The sequence below is a fragment of the Pseudomonas bijieensis genome (genome assembly GCF_013347965.1).
In the GTDB taxonomy this organism is placed as follows: domain Bacteria; phylum Pseudomonadota; class Gammaproteobacteria; order Pseudomonadales; family Pseudomonadaceae; genus Aquipseudomonas; species Aquipseudomonas bijieensis.
The window spans coordinates 3820460-3842343 of sequence record NZ_CP048810.1 but is presented as its reverse complement, the minus strand read 5'-3'; the positions used below and the strand labels follow the sequence as shown (position 1 = coordinate 3842343).

Below are 21884 nucleotides of genomic sequence, written 5' to 3'. Positions count from 1 at the left end.
GGGTGGGCAAGACGGTCTACAAGGGTGAAGTTAAAACTGGCGTTTTCGCCTGGTTTTCATGCGGCCAAGGACAAGTCACCTCAACCCTCTGTGGGAACGAGCCTGCTCGCGATAGCGGTGGAGCAGTCAATATCGGGCTGACTGACATACCGCTATCGCGAGCAGGCCCGCTCCCACAAGAGGTTTCGATACCGCATTCGTGGCGTCGAAATTAACTCAAATCGATGACGGTGAGCTATAGGACAGCGAACGTGCCTTGCGCTTTTGCGACCAGCTTGTCGCCTTGCATCACCTCGGCCTCGACCACCAGTGTGCGCCGGCCGGGGTGGATGACCCGGGCGGTGCACAACACTTCGCCGTCGGACACGGCGCGAATGTAATTGATCTTGCATTCGATGGTGGCGCTCTGCTGGTCAAAGCCGTGGACGCTGGAGCAGGCCAGGCCCATGGCGATGTCCACCAGGCTGAACAGCGCGCCGCCATGCAGCTTGTTGCCACGGTTGCGCAACGGCGGCTCGAGGCCCAGGGCGACTTGCGCCACCCCGTCCCCCAGGCTGTGCAGACGGCAGCCGAGCAGCTTGAAAAACGCGCTTTCCACCAACCCGGCCGGCACGTCCATCAGCGTTTCTTCAACTGCTTGGCGTTGGCGAACAACGAAGCCATGGCGTTGTTCGTCGGGGCCGCGGTGACGGTTTCCTTGCGCGGCGCGGTGTTTTGCGACTGACGAGGTGTCGAGCCAGGGCGTGCACCGCGGGCACCGTCGACTTTCTCGCCGGGCGTGTCGCTCATGCGCATCGACAGGCCGACGCGTTTGCGCGGGATGTCGACTTCCATGACCTTCACTTTCACCACATCACCGGCCTTCACGGCTTCGCGCGGGTCCTTGATGAACTTCTCCGACAGGGCCGAGATGTGCACCAGACCGTCCTGGTGCACGCCGATGTCGACGAAGGCACCGAAGTTGGTGACGTTGGTCACCACGCCTTCGAGGATCATGCCCGGTTGCAGGTCCTTGAGGTCTTCGACACCGTCTTGGAACTCGGCGGTCTTGAACTCGGGACGTGGGTCACGGCCGGGTTTCTCCAGTTCCTGAAGGATGTCGGTCACGGTGGGCAGGCCGAAGGTTTCGTCGGTGAATTTCTTCGGATCCAGGCGCTTGAGGAACGCGGCGTCGCCGATCAGCGAACGAATGTCGCGGTCGGTCTGGGCGGCGATGCGTTGCACCAGCGGGTAGGCTTCAGGGTGAACGGCCGAAGAGTCCAGCGGGTTGTCACCGTTCATGACACGTAGGAAACCGGCAGCCTGCTCGAAGGTTTTTTCTCCCAGACGCGGGACTTTCTTCAACGCCGCGCGGGTCTTGAACGCGCCATGTTCGTCACGGTGGGTGACGATGTTCTGCGCCAGTGTGGCATTGAGGCCCGAGATACGCGCCAACAGCGCCACCGAAGCGGTGTTCACGTCCACACCCACGGCGTTCACGCAATCCTCCACCACGGCGTCCAGGCCACGAGCCAGTTTCAACTGGGAAACGTCGTGCTGGTACTGGCCGACACCGATGGATTTCGGATCGATCTTCACCAACTCCGCCAGCGGATCCTGCAGGCGACGGGCGATGGACACCGCGCCACGGATCGAGACGTCCAGGTCCGGGAATTCCTTGGAGGCCAGTTCCGACGCCGAATAAACCGAAGCGCCGGCTTCGGAGACCATGACCTTGGTCATCTTCATGGCTGGGTATTTCTTGATCAGCTCGGCGGCCAGTTTGTCGGTCTCGCGGCTGGCGGTGCCGTTGCCGATGGCGATCAGGTCCACCGAATGCTTGGCGCACAGGGCGGCGAGCACGGCGAGGGTCTGGTCCCATTTGTTGTGTGGCACGTGCGGGTAAACCGTCGCGTGGTCCAGCAGTTTGCCGGTGGAGTCCACCACCGCCACCTTGCAACCGGTACGCAGGCCCGGGTCCAGGCCGAGGGTGGCACGTGGGCCGGCCGGAGCGGCTAGCAGCAGGTCGTGCAGGTTGTGGGCGAAGACGTTGATCGCCTCGGTCTCGGCGTTGTCGCGCAACTCGCCCAGCAGGTCGGTTTCCAGGTGGGTGTAAAGCTTGACCTTCCAGGTCCAGCGCACCACCTCGGCCAACCATTTGTCGGCGGCGCGGTTCTGGTTCTGGATGCCGAATTGCTGGCCGATCATGCCTTCACATGGGTGCATGGTGCCGGGCAGTTCTTCTCCGACCTTCAGTGCGGAACTGAGAATGCCTTCGTTGCGGCCCCGGAAAATCGCCAGTGCGCGGTGTGATGGCATGCTCTTGAGCGGTTCGTCGTGTTCGAAGTAGTCGCGGAACTTCGCGCCTTCCTCTTCCTTGCCGGCGATCACCCGGGCGCTGAGGATAGCTTCCTGTTTGAGGAAATTGCGCAGTTTTTCCAACAGGTTGGCGTCTTCGGCGAAACGCTCCATGAGGATGTACTTGGCGCCTTCCAGCGCCGCTTTTACGTCCGCCACGCCTTTTTCGGCATCGACGAAGCGCGCAGCTTCGGTTTCCGGGGTCAGGCTCGGGTCGTTGAACAGGCCGTCGGCCAACTCGCCGAGTCCGGCCTCCAGGGCGATCTGGCCCTTGGTGCGGCGTTTTTGCTTGTAGGGCAGGTACAAGTCTTCGAGGCGGGTCTTGGTGTCGGCCAGCTTGATGTCGCGCTCAAGTTGCGGAGTCAGCTTGCCCTGCTCCTGGATGCTGGCCAGGATGCTGATACGCCGTTCGTCGAGTTCTCGCAGGTAGCGCAAGCGCTCTTCCAGATGCCGCAATTGGGTGTCATCGAGGCTGCCGGTCACTTCTTTCCGGTAACGGGCGATGAAAGGCACCGTGGAGCCTTCATCGAGTAGCGCGACGGCCGCTTCGACCTGTTGTGGGCGTACACCGAGTTCCTCGGCGATGCGGCTGTTGATGCTGTCCATAAAACCACCTGACAAATTGTGAAATCAGGCTCGCCACCGCAGAAGCCGGGCTCGGCGAGACTGGTTGAGCGGCCTGGCATGCGCCGCTGCCTGGGTCAAAAGGCTGCCTGTTGACCCGCGAAATTCAAAAAGTGCTGCCTGGCCAAGGAGAAAAGATGGCACCCCGGGGGTCACGATCCGACATTCCCAGGCACAAAAGGCCGCGCATTATAACCAGCGTTGCGCCTTGAGGGGGGGACATGGTCTGTAGGCTCGATACCCGGATTGGTGGAGATAGAGGAAAAATCTGCTAACAATGCACACGGTGCGTATAACGGCAGCTAGGCCATAATGCGCGCCGAGATCAAAGGAGCTTCCTATGAGCAGCACTGCACAAACTGCTGAAGGCGAAAAAATTCTTATCGTTGACGACGATCCGGGGCTGAGCAGCCTGCTGGAACGTTTTTTCGTCAGCAAGGGCTACCGCGCCCGTACCGTACCGAACACCGAGCAGATGGATCGACTGCTGGCCCGTGAAGTTTTCAACCTGGTGGTGCTCGACCTGATGCTGCCCGGTGAAGACGGCCTGACAGCCTGCCGCCGCCTGCGTGGCGCCAACAACCAGATCCCGATCATCATGCTCACCGCCAAGGGCGACGAGCTGAGCCGTATCAAGGGCCTTGAACTGGGCGCCGACGATTACCTGGCCAAGCCGTTCAACCCCGACGAGCTGATGGCCCGCGTCAAGGCGGTGCTGCGTCGTCAGTCGGCGCCGGTACCTGGCGCGCCGGGCAGCGAAGACGAAAGCGTGACCTTCGGCGACTATGAGTTGTCCCTGGCCACTCGCGAGCTCAAGCGCGGCGATGAGGTGCACATGCTCACCACGGGTGAGTTCGCCGTGCTCAAGGCCCTGGTGATGAACGCCCGCCAGCCGCTGACCCGCGACAAGCTGATGAACCTGGCCCGTGGCCGTGAATGGGATGCGCTGGAGCGCTCCATCGACGTGCAGATTTCCCGCCTGCGCCGGATGATCGAGCCTGATCCTTCCAAGCCGCGGTATATCCAGACGGTCTGGGGCGTGGGCTACGTGTTCGTGCCGGATGGCGCCGCCAGCAAGTGATCGGCGATTTGTAGGAGCGGGTGGCCTGGAGGGTTGAAATGTCTTCTTCCAGGCGACTCGCGGTCTGTCATGTGCGAGCATCGCTCGCTCCTGCAAGTGTGTAGCGGTTATTCATGAAAACCCCCGTTTGGTTCCCCCAGAGCTTCTTCTCCCGCACCCTCTGGCTGGTGCTGATCGTCGTGCTCTTCTCCAAGGCACTGACGCTGGTGTACCTGCTGATGAACGAAGATGTGCTCGTGGACCGGCAGTACAGTCACGGCGTGGCCTTGACCCTGAGGGCTTACTGGGCGGCGGACGAAACCAACCGGGCGAAAATAGCCGAGGCGGCGACGCTGATCCGCGTCGTCGGCGCCGGTGTGCCGGAGGGTGAGCAGCACTGGCCCTACAGCGAAATCTATCAACGCCAGATGCAGGCCGAACTGGGCGCCGATACCGAGGTGCGATTGCGCATGCACTCGCCGCCGGCGCTTTGGGTGCGGGCTCCGAGCCTGGGGGATGGCTGGCTGAAAGTGCCGCTGTACCCGCATCCGCTGCGCGGCCAGAAAATCTGGAATGTGCTTGGCTGGTTCCTGGCCATCGGCCTGTTGTCGACGGCATCGGCCTGGATCTTCGTCAGCCAGCTCAACCAACCGTTGAAACGCCTGGTCTACGCGGCCCGCCAACTGGGCCAGGGCCGCAGCGTACGGCTGCCCATCAGCGATACACCCAGCGAGATGACCGAGGTCTATCGCGCCTTCAACCAGATGGCCGAGGACGTCGAGCAAGCCGGGCGGGAACGTGAACTGATGCTCGCTGGCGTATCCCATGACCTGCGCACTCCGCTGACCCGGCTACGGTTGTCGCTGGAGTTGATGGGCGAGCACACCGACCTGACCGACGAGATGGTTCGCGACATCGAGGACATGGACGCGATTCTCGACCAGTTCCTGGCCTTCATTCGCGACGGTCGTGACGAGTCGGTGGAAGAGGTGGATCTCAGTGAGTTGGTGCGGGAAGTGGCCGCGCCCTATAACCAGAACGATGAGAAAGTGCACCTGCGCCTGGAACCGATCCAGCCGTTCCCGTTGCGCCGTGTGTCGATGAAGCGTTTGCTGAACAACCTGATCGGCAACGCCCTGAACCATGCTGGCACCGGCGTTGAAGTGGCAGCCTATGTCTCCGGTGACACCGGCGCGCCTTACGTGGTGTTGAGTGTCATGGACCGTGGTGCTGGTATCGATCCCTCGGAGCTGGAAGCCATCTTCAACCCCTTCACTCGCGGCGACCGCGCCCGGGGCGGCAAGGGCACGGGGTTGGGCCTGGCCATCGTCAAGCGCATCGCCTCGATGCACGGCGGCAATGTCGAACTGCGCAACCGCGTTGGCGGCGGGCTGGAAGCGCGGGTGCGCTTGCCGTTGGGGTTGATGCTGCCGCGGGATGCGGTGTAGCCATCCCAGTCTGGCTGAGACCCGTGGAAGAGCCTGTGAGAGCGAGCCTGCTCGCGATGGCGGTATATCAGTCACATCGATGCTGACGGACCCACCGCTATCGCGAGCAGGCTCGCTCCCACAGTTGTTGTTCTGACTTAGCCTTTACCCTTGGTCCGGGTCATGTTCGGCCCGCCATTCTTTTCCAGGTGCTCGATGATGATCCCCGCCACGTTCTTGCTCGTGGTGGTCTCGATGCCTTCCAGGCCCGGCGAGGAGTTGACCTCCATCACCAGCGGTCCGTGGTTGGAACGCAGGATATCCACGCCTGCCACCGCCAGGCCCATGACTTTTGCCGCGCGCAGGGCGGTCATGCGCTCTTCCGGGGTGATCTTGATCAAGCTGGCACTGCCACCGCGATGCAGGTTGGAGCGGAACTCACCGGGCTTGGCCTGGCGTTTCATCGAGGCAATGACTTTGTCGCCGACCACGAAACAGCGGATGTCCGCGCCACCGGCTTCCTTGATGTACTCCTGGACCATGATGTTTTGCTTCAGGCCCATGAACGCTTCGATCACCGACTCCGCCGCCGTTGCGGTTTCACACAGGACCACGCCAATGCCCTGGGTGCCTTCCAGCACCTTGATCACCAGTGGTGCGCCGTTGACCATCGCAATCAGGTCGGGGATGTCGTCGGGAGAGTGGGCAAAACCGGTGACCGGCAGGCCGATCCCGCGTCGTGACAGCAACTGCAGCGAGCGCAGCTTGTCCCGGGAACGGGCGATGGCCACCGACTCGTTGAGGGGAAACACGCCCATCATTTCGAACTGGCGCAACACCGCGCAGCCATAGAACGTTACCGATGCGCCGATGCGCGGGATCACCGCATCGAACCCTTCCAGCGGCTTGCCACGGTAATGGATCTGCGGCTTGTGGCTGGCAATGTTCATGTAGGCGCGCAGGGTATCGATCACCACCATTTCATGGCCTCGTTCGGTTCCGGCTTCAACCAGTCGACGAGTGGAATACAGACGCGGATTACGCGACAGCACAGCGATCTTCATGCAACACCTGTGGCAGAGGTAGTGGACACCGGGAATGCCGGCTTGTCTTGAACGTATTTGGTACCCGGATTGACCACCAGTTGGCCGTCGATCAAGGCTTTGGAACCCAGTAACAGGCGATATCGCATGGATTTTCGGCAGGCAAGGGTGAATTCGACTCGCCAGATCCGGTCACCCAGCGCCAACGTGGTGCTGATCACGTAGCGGACCTGAGCGTGGCCGTTGGAACTCTTTATGGTCTTGCGGGCCACCAGCGGAGCTTCGCAGCGACGATGGCGCAACTGCACCACGGTGCCGAGGTGCGCAGTGAAGCGAACCCACTTTTCGCCATCGCGCTCGAACGGCTCGATGTCGGTGGCATGCAGGCTGGAGGTGCTGGCACCGGTGTCGATTTTTGCCCGCAGGCCCACGACTCCCAGATCCGGGAGCGCCACCCACTCGCGCAGACCGACAACGGTCAAATGGTCAAAAGTCTTCAATAAAAAAACCTGCGATCAGTACATCGGATCGTGGACTCCGCGAATCGCGGTATTCACGCAGAATAATCACAAAATGGCGACAGTTATCTACGCACTTGTTTGTGCTTGTAACCGATTCCGACCCGAGGGATGCGTATGGCGTCGGTTTTGGCGGGCATTCTATCTGTCGCGTCGGATTCGTGCGCCCGACAAAAACGGTAGTACAGTTCCGGCTATTGGCAGAAAGAGGAATGGCAGTGGCACAAAAAAACGCAGAGGACGACAAGGTCCGTCTCGATAAATGGTTGTGGGCGGCGCGCTTCTACAAGACGCGGGCCCTGGCCAAGACCGCCATCGAAAGCGGCAAGGTTCATCACCGGGGAGAGCGTTGCAAGCCGGGCAAGGAACCACGTATCGGCGACGAATTTGTCATCCGCACCGGGTTCGATGAAAAGACCGTGGTGGTCGAGGCCCTGTCGATCGTGCGTCGCGGCGCACCTGAGGCACAGGCCCTGTATCGCGAAACCGAAGCCAGCATCGCCAAGCGCGAAGCCGCCGCCGCGCAACGCAAGGCCGGCGCCCTGGGCGTCAGCACCGATGGCAAACCGAGCAAGAAGCAGCGCCGGGACCTGTTCAAGTTTCATGGCAGCAATAGCGAATAAAGCACTGGCCATTTGAGGTCAGAGTACCCGTGGCGAGGGAGCTTGCTCCCGCTCGGTTGCGCAGCGACCGTAAGATTTTGGGGCCGCTGCGCAGCCCAGCGGGAGCAAGCTCCTCGCCACAGTGTGTCAGGCCCACATATTCAGATGAGTTGGCAGCGCCTTCCCGTCAGGCCAGCCCAAGCCTTGCTTGGAACCCACCCCGAATGCCCATAAAATGCCCGCTATCATTTGTCATCACCGCAGATACCAGACCCTATGACTGATTTACCGGATACCGACTACACCCAACGTTTCATCTTCGATGACAGCGACGCCCGTGGCGAGCTGGTGGCGTTGGAGCGTAGCTACGCCGAAGTCCTCGCCAAGCACCCCTATCCGGAGCCGGTCGCGCAACTGCTCGGCGAGCTGATGGCGGCTGCGGCGCTGCTGGTGGGCACCTTGAAGTTCGATGGATTGCTGATTCTCCAGGCACGTTCCGAAGGGCCGGTCCCGCTGCTGATGATCGAATGTTCCAGCGAACGTGAGATCCGTGGCCTGGCCCGTTACCACGCCGAGCAGATCGCGCCCGACGCGACCCTGGCCGACATGATGCCCAATGGCGTACTGGCCCTGACGGTCGACCCGACCCATGGCAAGCGTTACCAGGGCATCGTCGATCTCGACGGCGCGACCCTGGCTGAATGTTTCACCAACTACTTCGTCATGTCCCAGCAGACCAATACCCGCTTCTGGCTCTACGCCGACGGGCGGCGCGCTCGCGGTTTGCTGCTGCAACAACTGCCCGCCGATCGCCTGCGCGACCCGGAAGAACGTGACGCCAGTTGGCAGCACATTACCGCTCTGGCCAGCACCCTGAGCGCCGATGAACTGCTGGGCCTGGACAACGAAACCGTGCTGCATCGCCTCTATCACGAGGAGCAGGTACGCCTGTTCGACGGCCAGCCGTTGCGCTTCGAATGCAGCTGCTCCCGTGAACGTTCCGGCAATGCGCTGGTCAGTCTGGGTCTGGAAGATGCGCAGCAACTGGTGATCGAGCATGGCGGCGCCATCGAGATCGATTGCCAGTTTTGCAACGAGCGCTACCTGTTCGACGCGGCGGACATCGCTCAATTGTTCGCCGGTGCGGGTGTCGACACACCGTCAGATACTCGTCACTAAAACGGTTCAGCGCAGGTAAATCTCCTGGCAAACGCCGGATTTACGCCGTACTGACCGGAGGGCCCTACTTTTTTTGGGCTTTTCTGGCATAATCCGGCCCACTTTTTTCGGGTAGTAGTGCGCGACTTCCTACTACAAAACGTTTGGAGCACTCGGCCACGGGCCGACGGGGAATCTCATGACGCAAGCCAATAACGCCGTGTACACCGATCTGAGTGTCGATGATCTGGTCAAAGAAGCCCTGAATCGCGGTGAAGGCGAGCTTGCCGATACTGGCGCTCTGGTTGTTCGTACCGGTCATCGTACCGGTCGCTCGCCAGTCGACCGTTTCATCGTAGAAGAGCCAACCACCCAGGACGCCATCGCCTGGGGCCCGATCAACCGCAAATTCCCGGCCGACAAGTTCGATGCCCTGTGGAACCGCGTCGAAGCCTACCTGGGCGAGCGCGAGCGTTTCGTCTCCCACGTGCATGTAGGTTCCGATCCTGCGCACTACCTGCCGGTCAAGATGACCACCGAAACCGCCTGGCACAACCTGTTCGGCCGTTGCCTGTTCATCAACCCCGAGCAGTACAACGCCGGTGGCAAGGACGAGTGGCAGATCCTCAACGCACCGAACTTCGTTTGCGAGCCTGAGCGCGACGGCACCAATTCCGACGGCACCGTGATCATCAACTTCGCGGCCAAGAAAGTGCTGATCGCCGGCATGCGCTACGCCGGTGAAATGAAAAAAGCCCTGTTCTCCGTGCAGAACTTCCTGCTGCCGGCTGTTGACGTGCTGCCGATGCACTGCGCCGCCAACATGGGCGAAGAGGGCGATGTGACCCTGTTCTTCGGCCTGTCGGGCACTGGCAAGACCACCCTGTCCGCCGATGAAAGCCGTTACCTGATCGGTGACGATGAACACGGTTGGGGCGTGGGCGTGGTCTTCAACATCGAAGGCGGCTGCTATGCCAAGTGCATCGACCTGTCCGAGAAAAACGAGCCGGTGATCTGGAAGGCCATCCAGCACGGCGCTGTACTGGAAAACGTCGTCCTGGACCCGGTCACCAAGAAAGCCGACTACGCCGACGACAGCCTGACCCAGAACAGCCGCGCTGCTTACCCACGTGAGCTGATCGAAAAACGCGCGCCGAAAAACCTCGGTGGCGAGCCAAATGCCGTGATCTTCCTGACCTGCGACCTGACCGGCGTACTGCCGCCAGTCTCGATCCTCAGCGAAGAACAAGCCGCCTACCACTTCCTGTCCGGCTACACCGCGCTGGTGGGCTCGACCGAAATGGGCTCGGGCAGCGGCATCAAGTCGACGTTCTCCACCTGCTTCGGCGCCCCGTTCTTCCCGCGCCCTGCCGGTGAGTACGCGGAACTGCTGATCAAGCGTATCCGTGGCTTCGGCTCCAAGGTCTACCTGGTCAACACTGGCTGGACCGGTGGCGGCTATGGCGTTGGCAAGCGCTTCAACATCCCGACCACCCGTGCGGTGATCGCGGCGATCCAGAGCGGCGCGCTGATCGGTGTTGAAACCGAACACCTGGACATCATCAACCTGGACGTGCCACTGGCTGTACCGGGCGTCGAGACTGGCCTGTTGAACCCGCGCAACACCTGGGCCGACAAAGCTGCCTACGACGAAGCGGCCAAGGCATTGGCCGGCCTGTTCATCGAGAACTTCAAGAAGTTCGACGTGAGCGACGCGATCAAGGCGGCAGGTCCGCAGTTGTAAGGTTTGGTTGGTGAATGAAAAACCGCCCTTCATGGGCGGTTTTTTTATGGCCGGCTATTTACTCGTACATGGTATGGAAGCTGCCATTATTCCTGCTGAAATCGGGCCAAGCAGTGCCACTTGAGACCGCCCGGTTAGCTAGGCTGCTTCCACTTCCCGCGTATCCCATCGTTGTGCCTTGATCGCCTTGTAAAGCATGCCGATGGTTAACGGTATCTTGTTGCCACGGCCCTTGGCCCTGCGCTTTTGAAACACATCAAACCCTTCAGGCTGAAAATAGCGGTACGCGTCGTAATCGATCAGCTCGAGGGCGAACCGCTCCTCCAGCGCCTCCATCAAATGACGGGCGTCCGCGCCATCGCAACCCAAGTCGAGATTGATCGCAGTTTCCAGGCGAATCGTCTTGCGTTCAGGCAGGCCGATTTCTTCGTGAAGCAACTCCATGAGCTGGCGCATGGTGTGATCGTCGGGGAAGTCTGGGGCGAGGTGCATGGCGAAGTTTCCGGAGGGGTTGGCGCGCGTCTGTACAGAGGGAAAGTTTAGGGGGAAATCGCTGCGCATTGGAAAAGAAGAAAGATCTCACAGCAGTCTCGGAACCGTCTGCTGAGTAATCCTTTGGTCGCCCGGTAAGGTTCGCCACGCCCTTTCAATGGGGTAATGGCTACCGAGCAAGGACGAAGCATGACGAAAGGAAAGGGTAGTGTTCCGCAGGTCTGGGAGCATTACGGTGGCGATCGGGGCTACAGGATCCTGCGGGACATGACGCCCAGCGAACTGGCGAAAAGAGGCGCCGATCAGCAGGCCTATGAGGACATGCTCGCCAGGCAAGCGGCGTACATGAGCAAGCGTCTGGCCCAGGTGCGCGAAGAGCAACCCTCCGACATGAAGGGCTGCGTATTTGCAAAGTCCTGCAAGCTGCCTGATTCCGTTATCGACTACCACAACCCGACCGGTTACATCCCGACTGAAGCCCTGAGGGACTACGGCCAGTTTACCTTGTTGGGTGGACGTCAAGCCGATGAGTCAGGGCGCATTCAGCTTAAGAGCATCAGCGGGTCGTTACCGGCAAGCTTTGGCACGTTTGCCTTGGGTCGGACGCCGCCGGTTTCCCTTGGTATGGCGGCCGGGGCTGCTGGCGCGGTCACCGCTCCTGTGGCGGCGGGTGTGCTGATCGGCCTGGTGGGGTTGCTGATGCCCACGAACCTGGGTGACGGTTCGTTGTACACCGAAGAGCAACTGCGCTCCCTGGAGCAGGCACGTACGCGGGTGCGGTTGCATATCGAAACCCAGACCGATGGCACGCTCAAGGGGTACGGCTACAACACCCAGGCGCGACGTGACTGGGAAATGATTCCGGTGGTGACGTTCCAGGTTCGCGGCGAGCAGCAAGTGGCGGACTTTGGCGATGGGGTCGAGTTGATCTGGACGCCGGCGGTCGATGCATCCGCGACGTTGGGCATCCCGGCGCTGGAGGCCGCGCCACAGGCGCCGCACATCTGGATTTTTCCGCCAACGCCTGCGGCGGACAGCATCATCGTCAACCCGATCTATCCACCGGAGTACAAGGATTTCATTCTTGTGTTTCCGGCGGATTCTGGGGTTTCGCCGTTGTATGTTGTTTTCAACATTCGGCGCAAAGGCCTGCCCGAGGCGGGGCATGATTATCATAGGGCACCGAAGACAGAGGAAATTACTGGCTTTTCTGACTTAAAGATCGCCAAACAAAAGACGCCGCGCCAGGGCGGCGGTGGCTTTCGAGAGCGCTGGATCGATAAAAAAGGGAGAACTATTTACGAGTGGGATTTCATGCACGGCGAGCTAGAGGCATACCGTGCAAGCGATGGGAGCCATCTAGGTTCTTATGATCATTTAACGGGCGAGCAAATTGATCCCCCTAAACGAAATCGTAATATAAAAAAATATTTGTGAGGAGCGTATGGGATTAAAACTGAAGTTGAGTTGGTATGACAAAAAAACTGAGCTCGGAGAGGGGCGTGAGTACTCGAAAGATTTCGGCGACGACCCTTGGGTGCTTGATGCTCTTGGGGTTCCTGTAGAGGACAATATTAATGTGGGTGGTTTTAACGTAAATGATGAGTGGGCTGGGATACTACAGCCACATTTCGAACATGCTTTGGATTTGTCGATGTATGACTACCAAGTATCTTTTGATTATCGGGATGTCTGGTGACCACCAGACTCTCCTCTCTCAACGCAACGATGAATGCTCTCCCGTTGCTTCTGCAACTTCTTCCGACCACGTTGCAAAGACTCAGTCAACCATTGGCCCAGGAACGCGCCGCGAAGCCGCCTCAAGGTCCATCAGCCCTCTGCCATAGGCTTCGCTATTGGCGTAGATACCCGTGCGATTGGTTGTCGCCAGCAGGTGTTCGCGCACTTGTTGTGGGCCGAGTTGTGGATAAAGGCTTTGCAGGGCGGCCAGTGCGCCACTGACCAGGGCGGCGGCAGGGGAGGTGCCGGCGGTTTGCATGTAGCGCCCATCTTTGCCTACCGTCAGCAGACCTGCCTGTGCGCCCGCATCGCCACCGGGTACCGCGATGCACCAGGCTGCCGCGACGCCGCAATAGTTGGATTTTGCGTTAATGGCGCTGCCGTCGCTTCTTAACGCCACCACTGCGATCCAGCCTTTTTCCAGTTCCGGCAAGGCGACCGGCAGTCCTGGCTCGGCCAGGGGCTCGCGTTTGAGCTCGTTACCGGTGGGAAAGACAAACACGGCGCCGTCCGCGACCAGCTTTCGAGCAACGGCCAGGGCGTCGGGCATTACCTGGTTGTAGCGCGCTTCGTTTATTTCGGTGGCGGGAATCGCGTTGGCCCATGAGTTGTTGAACAGCCGGGCACCCTTGTCGAAGCCGCTTTGCCAGGATTGGGCAATTTCGCTGTCGAAGAAGAACGGCTCGTTGTCATCGCCAAAGCGAAAGGGGATCAGTCGGGCATTGAACGCGATGCCATGCATGCCCTGGTGGTCCTTGTTGGCGGCGAGTATGCCGGCCATTTGCGTACCATGGCCGACACGGTCAATCGTACCTGGACGGTTTTCGACGTAATCGAACCCGGGATCACTCAGCCTGCCTTCGAATTCCTCCAGGCTGGCGTCGAGCCCCGAGTCGATCAGCGCCACGGTTACGTCCTGGCCCGTGCCGCCGCGTGCATACAAGGCCGAAGCCTTGACCACCGCCAAGCCTCTCTGTGCGTGATATTCCGGAGTTTCAAACACGGCTGGTTCCACGCCAGGTTGCCCTGGAGTTGCCAGGCAACCGGACAGAAGGAAGGCTGACGTTATCGCCAGGGCGCATAGCGCGAGAAATGGGTAGGGCATCGTTCATTCCTTGAACAAGTTTTGCACACCAGGCCTCCTGGCCTCGATGTAACGCCTGAATTGGACGCGTACCTTAACCCGCAAACTGAATGGGAACGAGATAGCAGAGAGCCCGGGGTTGTATCGCTTTGTGGCAAAGCCAAAGAACGCCGAGGCTGTATCATCCAGTATCGTTTTTGACCCCGACCTTTTCTCGACTCGCTGCGTTGGCCCGCTAGGCTTTGGGCATCGCAGCAGTCAAAGGAGCGACCGCGCATGCACAGCACCCTGGAACAGGTTTTCGGTTATCCACAGTTTCGTCCCGGCCAGGAGGCGGCCATCGGTGCCGTGCTTGCCGGTCGGTCGGCGGCGGCCATTTTCCCTACGGGCTCGGGCAAGTCCCTGTGCTATCAATTGCCGGCCCTGTTATTGCCGCACCTGACCGTGGTGGTCTCGCCGTTGCTGGCGCTGATGCAGGACCAACTGGCGTTCCTCAAGCGCCACGGTATCGCGGCGGCGAGTATCGATTCGGCCCAGGGCCGTGACGAAACCAGCGACGCCATGGCGCGGGCCCGTTCGGGTGGGTTGAAGATCCTGATGATTTCCGTGGAACGCCTGAAGAACGAGCGTTTTCGCAATTTCCTGCAGCAGGTGCCGATCTCGTTGCTGGTGGTGGACGAGGCTCACTGTATTTCGGAATGGGGGCATAACTTTCGACCTGACTACCTCAAGCTTCCCGATTACCAGCATCAGTTCAACATTCCCCAGGTATTGCTACTGACGGCCACCGCTACACCCAAGGTCATCGCCGACATGCAGGCGAAATTCGCCATTGCCGCCACTGATGTGGTGACGACCGGTTTCTACCGGCCAAACCTCAATCTGTTGGTCGAGCCCGTGCGGGGTGCCGACAAGCGCGCGCGGCTGGTGCAATGGCTGGGCGAACGTGCCGGGCAACCGAGCATTGTCTACGTCACCTTGCAGCGAACCGCCGAACAGATTGCCGAGCATCTGGGCCGGCACGGTATCGAGGCCGAGGCCTATCACGCCGGTTTGCCCCATGAACAACGCGAAGCCATCCAGCAGCGCTTCATGGGCGGGCGATCCAATTGTATCGTCGCGACCATCGCGTTTGGCATGGGCATCGACAAGAGCGATATCCGCAACGTCGTGCATTTCGACCTGCCCAAGTCCATCGAAAACTACAGCCAGGAGATCGGCCGTGCCGGGCGGGATGGGCAGCCTTCCGATTGCCTGGTGCTGGCCAATCGCGACAGTCTCAACGTGCTGGAGAATTTTGTGTATGGCGATACGCCGGAGCTCGCCGGCATTCGTTGCGTGCTCGACGAACTGAAGGCCGCCGCCCCCGATGGGCAATGGGAATTTTTGCTGGGACCACTGGCGGACCAGAGCAACATCCGGCAACTGCCGCTCAAGACGTTGTTGGTCCAGCTGGAGCTACGCCGGCTGATCGCGCCGCGCTATGCCTATTTCGCGGAGTACCGCTTCAAGTTCCTGGTTGAGCCGCATGAACTGCTGGAGCGCTTCGAAGGCGAGCGAAGGGACTTCGTCTCGGCCATCATCCAGACTTCCAGTCGCGCCCGGACCTGGGCCACGGTGAATTTCGACGGGATGTACCAGCAGTATCACGCTGAGCGTAATCGCGTGGTCAAGGCGCTGGATTATTTCCAGGAAAAGGGCTGGATCGAGCTGGAAAGCAAACAGATGACCGAGGTGTACAGCGTGCTGGAAGCGGACCTGGATGCGCAGGTCTTGAGCGCCGAGCTACATGCCTATTTCACCCGGCACGAGCACAGTGAAATCGCGCGGATCCACGCCATGCTCGAATTGTTCGCCACCGACCATTGCTTGGGTTATCGCCTGGCGCAGTATTTCGGCGACGACAATGCGCCACGCCAGTGCGGTCACTGTTCTGTGTGCCATGGTCATGTCGCGCGCCTGCCAGAGCCGCCTGCGTTGCCGGCGCTTGTGGATAAAAACTTCGAGGCGCTGTGTGGTGACTTTATCCACAAGCATGAGCAGCACAGCGGCAGTGTGCCGTCTGCCGAACGCCTCACCCGCTTCCTGTGTGGGATCAGTGTGCCGTTGTTCACTCGCTTGAAGGCGCGGACGATCCGCGGATATGCCGCACTGCAAGAGTATCCGTACGCGCAGGTTCGCCAATGGACTCAAGCGCACCTGTGAGCTGCATCCATCCGCTGAATGCCCTTCATCACACGAATAAATTTCAAAAATATTCGGCGGCTGACTAAGGTGAAGGCTGTCTTCGGATCGCCAATAAGAGAGCAAACATGAGCCAGACACCTTTCGATATTCAGCGTGCGGCGGTGGTCGGTGCAGGCACCATGGGCCGGGGCATCGTGATGTGCCTGGCCAACGCTGGCGTGGCAGTGCAGTGGGTCGACAACAATCCGCAGATGCTCGAGCAGGCACTGGTCGCCGTGGCCGAGACCTATGCCCATGGCGTGCGCCAGGGCCGTATCGACCAGGGCGAGGCCGACGCGCGGATCGCCCGGGTGACACGGGCGGATGATTACGCGGCGATCCGCAATGTGGACCTGGTGATCGAAGCCGTCTACGAAAACCTGGAACTCAAGCAGACCATCTTTCGCGAGCTGGACGGCTTGCTCAAGCCCGAGGCTATCCTGGCGAGCAACACGTCGGCGCTGGACATCGATGCCATCGCCGCTGTCACTCGCCGGCCAACCCAGGTCCTGGGCCTGCATTTCTTCAGCCCGGCGCACATCATGAGGCTGCTGGAAATCGTTCGCGGCAAAAAAACCTCCACCGCGGTACTGGATGCGGCGCTGGTGCTCGGCAAGCGCATGGGCAAGGTCAGCGTTGTCTCGGGCAATTGCCATGGGTTCATCGGCAACCGAATGCTTCATCCTTATGTGCTGGAGGCGCGCAAGATGCTGCTGGAGGGGGCGTTTCCCCATCAGGTGGATGCTGCGTTGCAAGGCTTTGGCTTCGCCATGGGGCCGTTCCGTATGTACGACGTCGTTGGCATCGATCTGGAATGGCGTGCCCGTGAACTGGCGGGCAAGGGCCAGGACGCACCCGAGGTGCAGGTGGACAACCGGTTGTGCGAGCTGGGACGGTTCGGCCAGAAAAGCGGCAATGGGTACTATCACTACGAGCCGGGCAGTCGACAGGCCGAGCATGATGTCGAGGTTGATGCGCTGGTGCTACGGGTCAGTGACGCGCTGGGTTTCCAGCGTCGCGTGATCGGCCCGGAGGAAATCCTTGAGCGTTGCTTGCTGGCGTTGGTCAACGAAGGGGCGAAGATCCTCCAGGAAGGCATTGCCGAGTCAGCCCACGATATCGACCTGGTCTACCTCAATGGCTACGGCTTCCCTGTGGACAAGGGCGGACCGATGGCCTGGGCCGACGGGCAGGGGCTGGAGGATATCCACGCACGCCTGCTGGAGCTCGAAACGAGGCAGGGTGACCAATGGAAGCCCGCGCGCCTGATCGGCGAGCTGGCAGCGCAGGGCAAGGGTTTCGCGCAGGCCTGAGGCCATGTCACGTCAAGATCATTGAACAATCGTAAAGGACACCTGATGCCGCAACGCAATGAATACCCACACTTGCAACCCATCACCACGCGCTGGCACGACAACGATGTGTACGGTCACGTCAATAACGTCACCTACTACAGCTTCTTCGATAGCGCAGTGAATACCTACCTGATCGAAGTCGGCGGCCTGGATATCCATGACGGAGAGGTAGTGGGGTTCGTGGTGAGTTCGGCCTGTGACTACTTTGCTTCGATCGCCTTTCCAGACCGGATTGAAATCGGCCTGCGGGTCGGGAAACTGGGCAGCAGTTCGGTGCAGTACGAACTGGCGGTGTTCAAGCTGGGCGAGGAGGAGGCCTGTGCGGCGGGGCGTTTTGTTCACGTATTCGTGGATCGGGCGTCGAATCGACCGGTGGCGATTCCGGATCGGCTACGTGGGGCTTTGGAACGGTTGGTGGTCTGAACCAAAAAATCGCAGCTTCCGGTCAGGCTCTTGGAAGAGTTGCCGAAGGCTGCGATCTTTTACCAACTGGGATTTAAAGCCAGCGGTCAGTCATCGTGATAGCGATGCTTATGCTTGTGCTTGCGATGCCCATAGGCATGGCCGCGACCCGGATGGCCGTCGCGATAGTAGCGACGATCACCACGGCGACCTTCATAACGATCATCGTCGTCGTCCTTGCCCATGTAGTTACCCAGCGCGCCACCGGCGCCGCCGCCCGCTGCCGCACCGATCAGGCTGCCGGTGGTGCCGCCGACACTACGGCCAACCACGTTGCCGCCGGCTGCGCCCAGCGCGCCGCCGATGGCCGCTTCGCCGCGGCTATGTTTGTCTGCACCGACCGCACTGCCGCCCGCGCCGCCCAGCGCCGCGCCGATAGTGGAACCGGTGTTGCCGCCCAGGGACTGGCCGACGACCGAACCCAAAACCCCGCCCAATGCGCCGCCCACACCTGCTTCGGCAGTACCACCGGCAGAAGCGACGCCACTGGCCAGGCTAAGGGACAACAAGAGAATGGAGGAGAACTTCATAGAGGAGCCTCAAAGGGATGACGGCGCGATCCTGAGGCTCGCTTCGCTTGCTTACAATAGAAATCCGACGAGTAGCACGACTTGTGCACAATTCTCTAAGTTATTGTTTTTAGGTGGGAACTTAAGGCGAATTGGTCGGTCTGTAGCTACTTCGCGGACAGGCCGTTTTCTATGGAAAACGGCCTTTTTTGTGGGCGCTGGAAAGTACTTTGTGGCGAGGGGATTTATCCCCGTTGGGCGTGATGCGGGGATAAATCCCCTCGCCACAGGTCCGCATGATCCAAGCAGGGTCGTGTCAGGCCGACTTGGCCAGGATCAACCCATTCTCGCTCGCCGCTTCCAGGCGAATCGCGACGAATTTCGACGTTGGGGGTGTGGCTGCCGTCGCCGGTGCTTTCCAGTGGCACCAGCGGGTTCACTTCCGGGTAATAGGCCGCAGCCTGCCCGGCAGGAATGTCGAACGCCAGCAGGGTAAAGCCCTTGACCCGACGCTCGCGGCCATCATCCCAGAGCGAGACGATGTCGGCTTTCTGTCCCGGCTTGAAGCCCAGGCGAATGATGTCCGCTTCGTTGGCGAACAATACGTCACGCTGGCCCTTTACGCCGCGATAGCGGTCATCCAGGCCATAGATGGTGGTGTTGTACTGATCGTGGGAGCGCATGGACTGCATGATCAGGTCGGGCAACTGGCCGGTGGCGCGGGTGCGTTCATGCACAAGGTCGGTCGGCAACAGGTTGGGCTTGAAGTTGGCGCGGCCCGACGGGGTGTTCCAGCGCCGCGAACCGGCGCTGTTGCCCAGATAGAATCCACCGGGGTTCTTCAGTTTTTCGTTGAAGTCCTTGAAGCCGGGCACAGTGTCGGCGATCAGGTCGCGGATTCGACTGTAGTCGGCCACCAGCCAGTTCCAGTCCACCGGGCGGCTGCCCAGCGTGGCGGCGGCGATGCCGGCGATGATCCACGGTTCGGAGCGCATCTGGCTCGACAGCGGCTGCAACTGGCCATTGGAGGCATGCACCATGCTGAAGGAGTCTTCCACGGTCACCGCTTGCGCGCCTTCAGCTTGCAGGTCGATGTCGGTGCGGCCCAGGCACGGCAGGATCAGCGCTTCCTTGCCGTGGGCCAGATGACTGCGATTGAGCTTGGTGCTGATCTGCACTGTCAGGTCGCAATTGGCCAAGGCCTGGAACGTTCGATGGCTGTCTGGCGTGGCTTGGGCGAAGTTGCCGCCCAGGGCGATGAACACCTTCGCCTGGCCGTCGGCCATGGCATGGATTGCCTCGACCACGTTATGACCGTTCTCGCGTGGCACCTTGAACTGGAAGCGTCGCTCCAGCGCATCGAGGAACACCGCTGGCGGGCGCTCGTTGATGCCCATGGTCCGGTCGCCCTGAACGTTGCTGTGGCCGCGTACCGGACACAGGCCTGCGCCTGGTCGGCCGATGTTGCCGCGCAGCATCATCACGTTGGCGATTTCCTGGATGGTCGCCACCGAATGGCGATGCTGGGTGATGCCCATCGCCCAGCACATGATCACGTTCTCGCTTTTGGCGTACATGCGCGCCGCTTGCTCGATTTCGATCAGGGGCAGCCCCGATTGCTCAACGATTTGCTCCCAGGAGGTGTCGTCGACAACGGCCAGGTAATCCAGCACGTTGGTGCTGTGTTCGTTAAGGAATGCGTGGTCGAACACCGCCGCAGCGCCGGTGTTCTGCGCCTCACGTTCCCATTGCAGCAGGAACTTCGCCATGCCGCGCAATATCGCCATGTCGCCGCCCAGTGCGGGGCGGAAGTACGCGGTGTTGGTGGGTTTATCGCCGTTGGTGAGCATCTCGAGCGGGTGCTGCGGGTGCTGGAAGCGCTCCAGGCCACGCTCCTTGAGCGGGTTGATGCACACCACCTGGGCACCGCGCTTGACCGCCTCGCGCAGCGGTTCGAGCATCCGGGGGTGATTGGTGCCGGGGTTCTGGCCCCAGACGAAAATCGCGTCGGCGTGCTCGAAGTCGTCGAAGGTCACCGTGCCCTTGCCCACGCCGACACTCTGGGCCAGCGCTACGCCGCTGGCCTCATGGCACATGTTCGAGCAGTCGGGGAAGTTGTTGGTGCCGTAGGCCCGCACGAACAATTGATACAGGTAGGCCGCTTCGTTGCTGGCCCGGCCCGAAGTGTAGAACTCGGCCTGGTTAGGGCTGGACAGCCCTTGCAGGTGCTTGCCGACCAGGGCGAACGCCGCTTCCCAACTGATGGGCTTGTAGCGGTCGGTTTCGGCGTCGTAACGCATTGGCTCGGTCAGGCGACCCTGGTACTCGAGCCAGTAGTCGCTCTGCTCCAGCAGCGAGGTCACGCTGTGCTTGGCGAAAAACGCACCATCGACGCGGCGCTTGGTGGCTTCCCAGTTCACCGCCTTGGCGCCGTTCTCGCAGAACTTGACCATGCCGCTTTCCGGTGAGTCGCCCCAGGCACAGCCTGGGCAGTCAAAACCGCCATTCTGGTTGGTCTTGAGCATCATGCGGATGTTTTTCAGCGCATTGTCGCTGGTCAACCAGGCCTGAGCGACACTGATCAGCGCACCCCAACCACCGGCGGGACCCTTATAGGGCTTGTAGCGCGGTACGGGTTTCTGGTCGGCTTGTTGATGATTGCTCACGCTTGTTTCTCCATCGCAGGGCTGTAGACCCGCGGCGCACTTTTTTGCGGCAGGTGGATGAGGTTGAGGTTGTGTTGGCGGGCCCACTGCACCGCGAGGCCCGTGGGCGACGACAGGCTGACCAGGGTCTGGATGCCGGCACGCAGTACTTTCTGGATCAATTCGAGGCTGCAACGGCTGGTGACGATCGCCACGCCACCGGACACCGGGATCCGCTGCCGGACCAATGCCCCAATCAGCTTGTCGAGGGCGTTGTGCCGGCCAATGTCTTCGCGGCCCAGCAGCAATTCGCCCTGGGCATTCATGAACAACGCGGCGTGGACCGCGCCGCAGTACTGGCCCAGGGGCTGGAACTGGCCGATACGGTCACGCAGGCCTTCGAGCCATTGCGCCGGCGGCAGCGGCGCGCCGGGCAGCACCTTGAGGTTTGGCAGTGCCTGCTCCACCGCTTCCACGCCGCACAGCCCGCAGCCACTGGTGCCCGCCAACTGCCGGCGTTGCTGCTTGAGGTTCCAGAAGGCGCGGTTGGCGATGGTCACCTGGGCGTGGTGCGCGGCACCCGTGCCACTCAGTTGCAGGTCATAGATGTCCGATGCGTCTTCGATGATGCCGCTGCCGAGACTGAAGCCGACAATGAAGTCTTCAAGGTCGGTGGGAGTGACCAGCATGACCGCCTGGCTGATGCCGTTATAAGCAATCGCCAGCGCCACTTCCTCGGCCAGCGCGGTGCTGTCCGAATGGGAGCGGTCCAGATTGCAGTAGCGATAGCTCTGGCTGGCGACCGGCGCGGATGTTTCCATCGCAGGCGCTGGACTGACCGGAGGCTTGTCGTTCATA

18 protein-coding genes and 1 pseudogene are annotated in these 21884 nt (G+C 60.8%); 10 read left to right on the top strand and 9 right to left on the bottom strand.

Annotation, left to right across the window (positions count from 1 at the left end; all coding sequences use genetic code 11):
* Window positions 1-235: 235 nt before the first annotated feature.
* Both GN234_RS16815 and GN234_RS16810 read right to left on the bottom strand, forming a co-directional pair.
* Entirely contained in the window at window positions 236-619 is a 384-nt protein-coding gene (locus GN234_RS16815; RefSeq protein WP_109751919.1) for a PaaI family thioesterase, read from the bottom strand.
* Window positions 619-2943, bottom strand: a complete 2325-nt coding sequence (locus GN234_RS16810; RefSeq protein WP_176688797.1) for a Tex family protein — start codon at window positions 2941-2943, stop codon at window positions 619-621. Before GN234_RS16810 ends, GN234_RS16815 begins: the two co-directional genes overlap by 1 nt.
* Window positions 2944-3301: 358 nt before the next feature.
* On the opposite strand from GN234_RS16810, the gene ompR reads away from it, so the two are divergent.
* Together ompR and GN234_RS16800 are read left to right on the top strand one after the other, a co-directional pair.
* Window positions 3302-4042: an osmolarity response regulator transcription factor OmpR gene (gene ompR, locus GN234_RS16805; protein WP_003196691.1), complete on the top strand. Its 741-nt coding sequence runs from the start codon at window positions 3302-3304 to the stop codon at window positions 4040-4042.
* 113 nt (window positions 4043-4155) lie between these two features.
* Complete coding sequence (locus GN234_RS16800) at window positions 4156-5469, top strand: ATP-binding protein (RefSeq protein WP_176688796.1); 1314 nt, start codon at window positions 4156-4158, stop codon at window positions 5467-5469.
* A gap of 137 nt (window positions 5470-5606) precedes the next feature.
* Here GN234_RS16800 and rimK read toward each other — a convergent pair whose 3' ends face one another.
* Window positions 5607-6512, bottom strand: a complete 906-nt coding sequence (gene rimK, locus GN234_RS16795) for a 30S ribosomal protein S6--L-glutamate ligase (RefSeq protein WP_003196697.1) — start codon at window positions 6510-6512, stop codon at window positions 5607-5609.
* Entirely contained in the window at window positions 6509-6991 is a 483-nt protein-coding gene (rimB, locus tag GN234_RS16790) for a retropepsin-like aspartic endopeptidase RimB (RefSeq protein ID WP_109751921.1), read from the bottom strand. Before rimB ends, rimK begins: the two co-directional genes overlap by 4 nt.
* A gap of 236 nt (window positions 6992-7227) precedes the next feature.
* On the opposite strand from rimB, the gene GN234_RS16785 reads away from it, so the two are divergent.
* From GN234_RS16785 to GN234_RS16775, 3 genes are all read left to right on the top strand, one after another.
* Complete coding sequence (locus GN234_RS16785; protein WP_109752348.1) at window positions 7228-7632, top strand: RNA-binding S4 domain-containing protein; 405 nt, start codon at window positions 7228-7230, stop codon at window positions 7630-7632.
* A 255-nt stretch (window positions 7633-7887) separates the two neighbouring features.
* Window positions 7888-8790 carry an Hsp33 family molecular chaperone HslO gene (gene hslO / locus GN234_RS16780; RefSeq protein ID WP_116833941.1) on the top strand — a complete coding sequence of 301 codons (903 nt, stop codon included), beginning with the start codon at window positions 7888-7890 and terminating at the stop codon, window positions 8788-8790.
* 178 nt (window positions 8791-8968) lie between these two features.
* Complete coding sequence (locus GN234_RS16775; protein WP_109751923.1) at window positions 8969-10513, top strand: phosphoenolpyruvate carboxykinase; 1545 nt, start codon at window positions 8969-8971, stop codon at window positions 10511-10513.
* A gap of 138 nt (window positions 10514-10651) precedes the next feature.
* Here GN234_RS16775 and GN234_RS16770 read toward each other — a convergent pair whose 3' ends face one another.
* Window positions 10652-11005, bottom strand: a complete 354-nt coding sequence (locus GN234_RS16770) for a DUF1493 family protein (RefSeq protein ID WP_109751924.1) — start codon at window positions 11003-11005, stop codon at window positions 10652-10654.
* 189 nt (window positions 11006-11194) lie between these two features.
* Between GN234_RS16770 and GN234_RS16765 the strand changes: the two genes are divergently transcribed.
* Window positions 11195-12442 carry a colicin E3/pyocin S6 family cytotoxin gene (locus GN234_RS16765; RefSeq protein WP_163855755.1) on the top strand — a complete coding sequence of 416 codons (1248 nt, stop codon included), beginning with the start codon at window positions 11195-11197 and terminating at the stop codon, window positions 12440-12442.
* Window positions 12443-12449: 7 nt separating this feature from the next.
* Window positions 12450-12704: a colicin E3-like toxin immunity protein gene (locus GN234_RS16760; protein ID WP_116833943.1), complete on the top strand. Its 255-nt coding sequence runs from the start codon at window positions 12450-12452 to the stop codon at window positions 12702-12704.
* An 81-nt stretch (window positions 12705-12785) separates the two neighbouring features.
* On the opposite strand, the gene GN234_RS16755 is transcribed toward GN234_RS16760, so the two are convergent.
* Entirely contained in the window at window positions 12786-13850 is a 1065-nt protein-coding gene (locus GN234_RS16755; RefSeq protein ID WP_163855750.1) for a S8 family peptidase, read from the bottom strand.
* Between the two features lie 255 nt (window positions 13851-14105).
* Between GN234_RS16755 and GN234_RS16750 the strand changes: the two genes are divergently transcribed.
* The 3 genes from GN234_RS16750 to GN234_RS16740 all read left to right on the top strand — a co-directional run bounded on the left by GN234_RS16750 (window position 14106) and on the right by GN234_RS16740 (window position 17833).
* Window positions 14106-16034, top strand: a complete 1929-nt coding sequence (locus tag GN234_RS16750; RefSeq protein ID WP_109751929.1) for a RecQ family ATP-dependent DNA helicase — start codon at window positions 14106-14108, stop codon at window positions 16032-16034.
* A gap of 107 nt (window positions 16035-16141) precedes the next feature.
* Entirely contained in the window at window positions 16142-17368 is a 1227-nt protein-coding gene (locus tag GN234_RS16745; protein WP_163855746.1) for a 3-hydroxyacyl-CoA dehydrogenase, read from the top strand.
* A gap of 45 nt (window positions 17369-17413) precedes the next feature.
* Window positions 17414-17833, top strand: a complete 420-nt coding sequence (locus tag GN234_RS16740) for an acyl-CoA thioesterase (RefSeq protein ID WP_109751931.1) — start codon at window positions 17414-17416, stop codon at window positions 17831-17833.
* Between the two features lie 86 nt (window positions 17834-17919).
* Here GN234_RS16740 and GN234_RS16735 read toward each other — a convergent pair whose 3' ends face one another.
* The 3 genes and pseudogenes from GN234_RS16735 to fdhD form a co-directional block, all read right to left on the bottom strand.
* The gene (locus tag GN234_RS16735) at window positions 17920-18402 is read right to left on the bottom strand and encodes a glycine zipper domain-containing protein (RefSeq protein ID WP_176688795.1); all 483 of its coding nucleotides are present in this window, start codon (window positions 18400-18402) and stop codon (window positions 17920-17922) included.
* A 295-nt stretch (window positions 18403-18697) separates the two neighbouring features.
* Window positions 18698-21047: pseudogene (locus GN234_RS16730) on the bottom strand (FdhF/YdeP family oxidoreductase).
* Window positions 21044-21883, bottom strand: a complete 840-nt coding sequence (gene fdhD, locus GN234_RS16725) for a formate dehydrogenase accessory sulfurtransferase FdhD (protein ID WP_176688794.1) — start codon at window positions 21881-21883, stop codon at window positions 21044-21046. The pseudogene GN234_RS16730 and the gene fdhD overlap by 4 nt, the downstream one beginning before the upstream one ends.
* Window position 21884 lies beyond the last annotated feature (1 nt).

Coding starts and splice junctions, on each gene's coding strand:
- GN234_RS16775 (WP_109751923.1), top strand. CDS start 8,969: ATGACGCAAGCCAATAACGCCGTGTACACCGATCTGAGTGTCGATGAT.
- GN234_RS16815 (WP_109751919.1), bottom strand. CDS start 619: ATGGACGTGCCGGCCGGGTTGGTGGAAAGCGCGTTTTTCAAGCTGCTC.
- GN234_RS16765 (WP_163855755.1), top strand. CDS start 11,195: ATGACGAAAGGAAAGGGTAGTGTTCCGCAGGTCTGGGAGCATTACGGT.
- hslO (WP_116833941.1), top strand. CDS start 7,888: ATGACTGATTTACCGGATACCGACTACACCCAACGTTTCATCTTCGAT.
- GN234_RS16760 (WP_116833943.1), top strand. CDS start 12,450: ATGGGATTAAAACTGAAGTTGAGTTGGTATGACAAAAAAACTGAGCTC.
- GN234_RS16755 (WP_163855750.1), bottom strand. CDS start 13,850: ATGCCCTACCCATTTCTCGCGCTATGCGCCCTGGCGATAACGTCAGCC.
- rimK (WP_003196697.1), bottom strand. CDS start 6,512: ATGAAGATCGCTGTGCTGTCGCGTAATCCGCGTCTGTATTCCACTCGT.
- GN234_RS16735 (WP_176688795.1), bottom strand. CDS start 18,402: ATGAAGTTCTCCTCCATTCTCTTGTTGTCCCTTAGCCTGGCCAGTGGC.
- GN234_RS16745 (WP_163855746.1), top strand. CDS start 16,142: ATGAGCCAGACACCTTTCGATATTCAGCGTGCGGCGGTGGTCGGTGCA.
- GN234_RS16770 (WP_109751924.1), bottom strand. CDS start 11,005: ATGCACCTCGCCCCAGACTTCCCCGACGATCACACCATGCGCCAGCTC.
- ompR (WP_003196691.1), top strand. CDS start 3,302: ATGAGCAGCACTGCACAAACTGCTGAAGGCGAAAAAATTCTTATCGTT.
- GN234_RS16800 (WP_176688796.1), top strand. CDS start 4,156: ATGAAAACCCCCGTTTGGTTCCCCCAGAGCTTCTTCTCCCGCACCCTC.
- GN234_RS16740 (WP_109751931.1), top strand. CDS start 17,414: ATGCCGCAACGCAATGAATACCCACACTTGCAACCCATCACCACGCGC.
- GN234_RS16810 (WP_176688797.1), bottom strand. CDS start 2,943: ATGGACAGCATCAACAGCCGCATCGCCGAGGAACTCGGTGTACGCCCA.
- GN234_RS16750 (WP_109751929.1), top strand. CDS start 14,106: ATGCACAGCACCCTGGAACAGGTTTTCGGTTATCCACAGTTTCGTCCC.
- fdhD (WP_176688794.1), bottom strand. CDS start 21,883: ATGAACGACAAGCCTCCGGTCAGTCCAGCGCCTGCGATGGAAACATCC.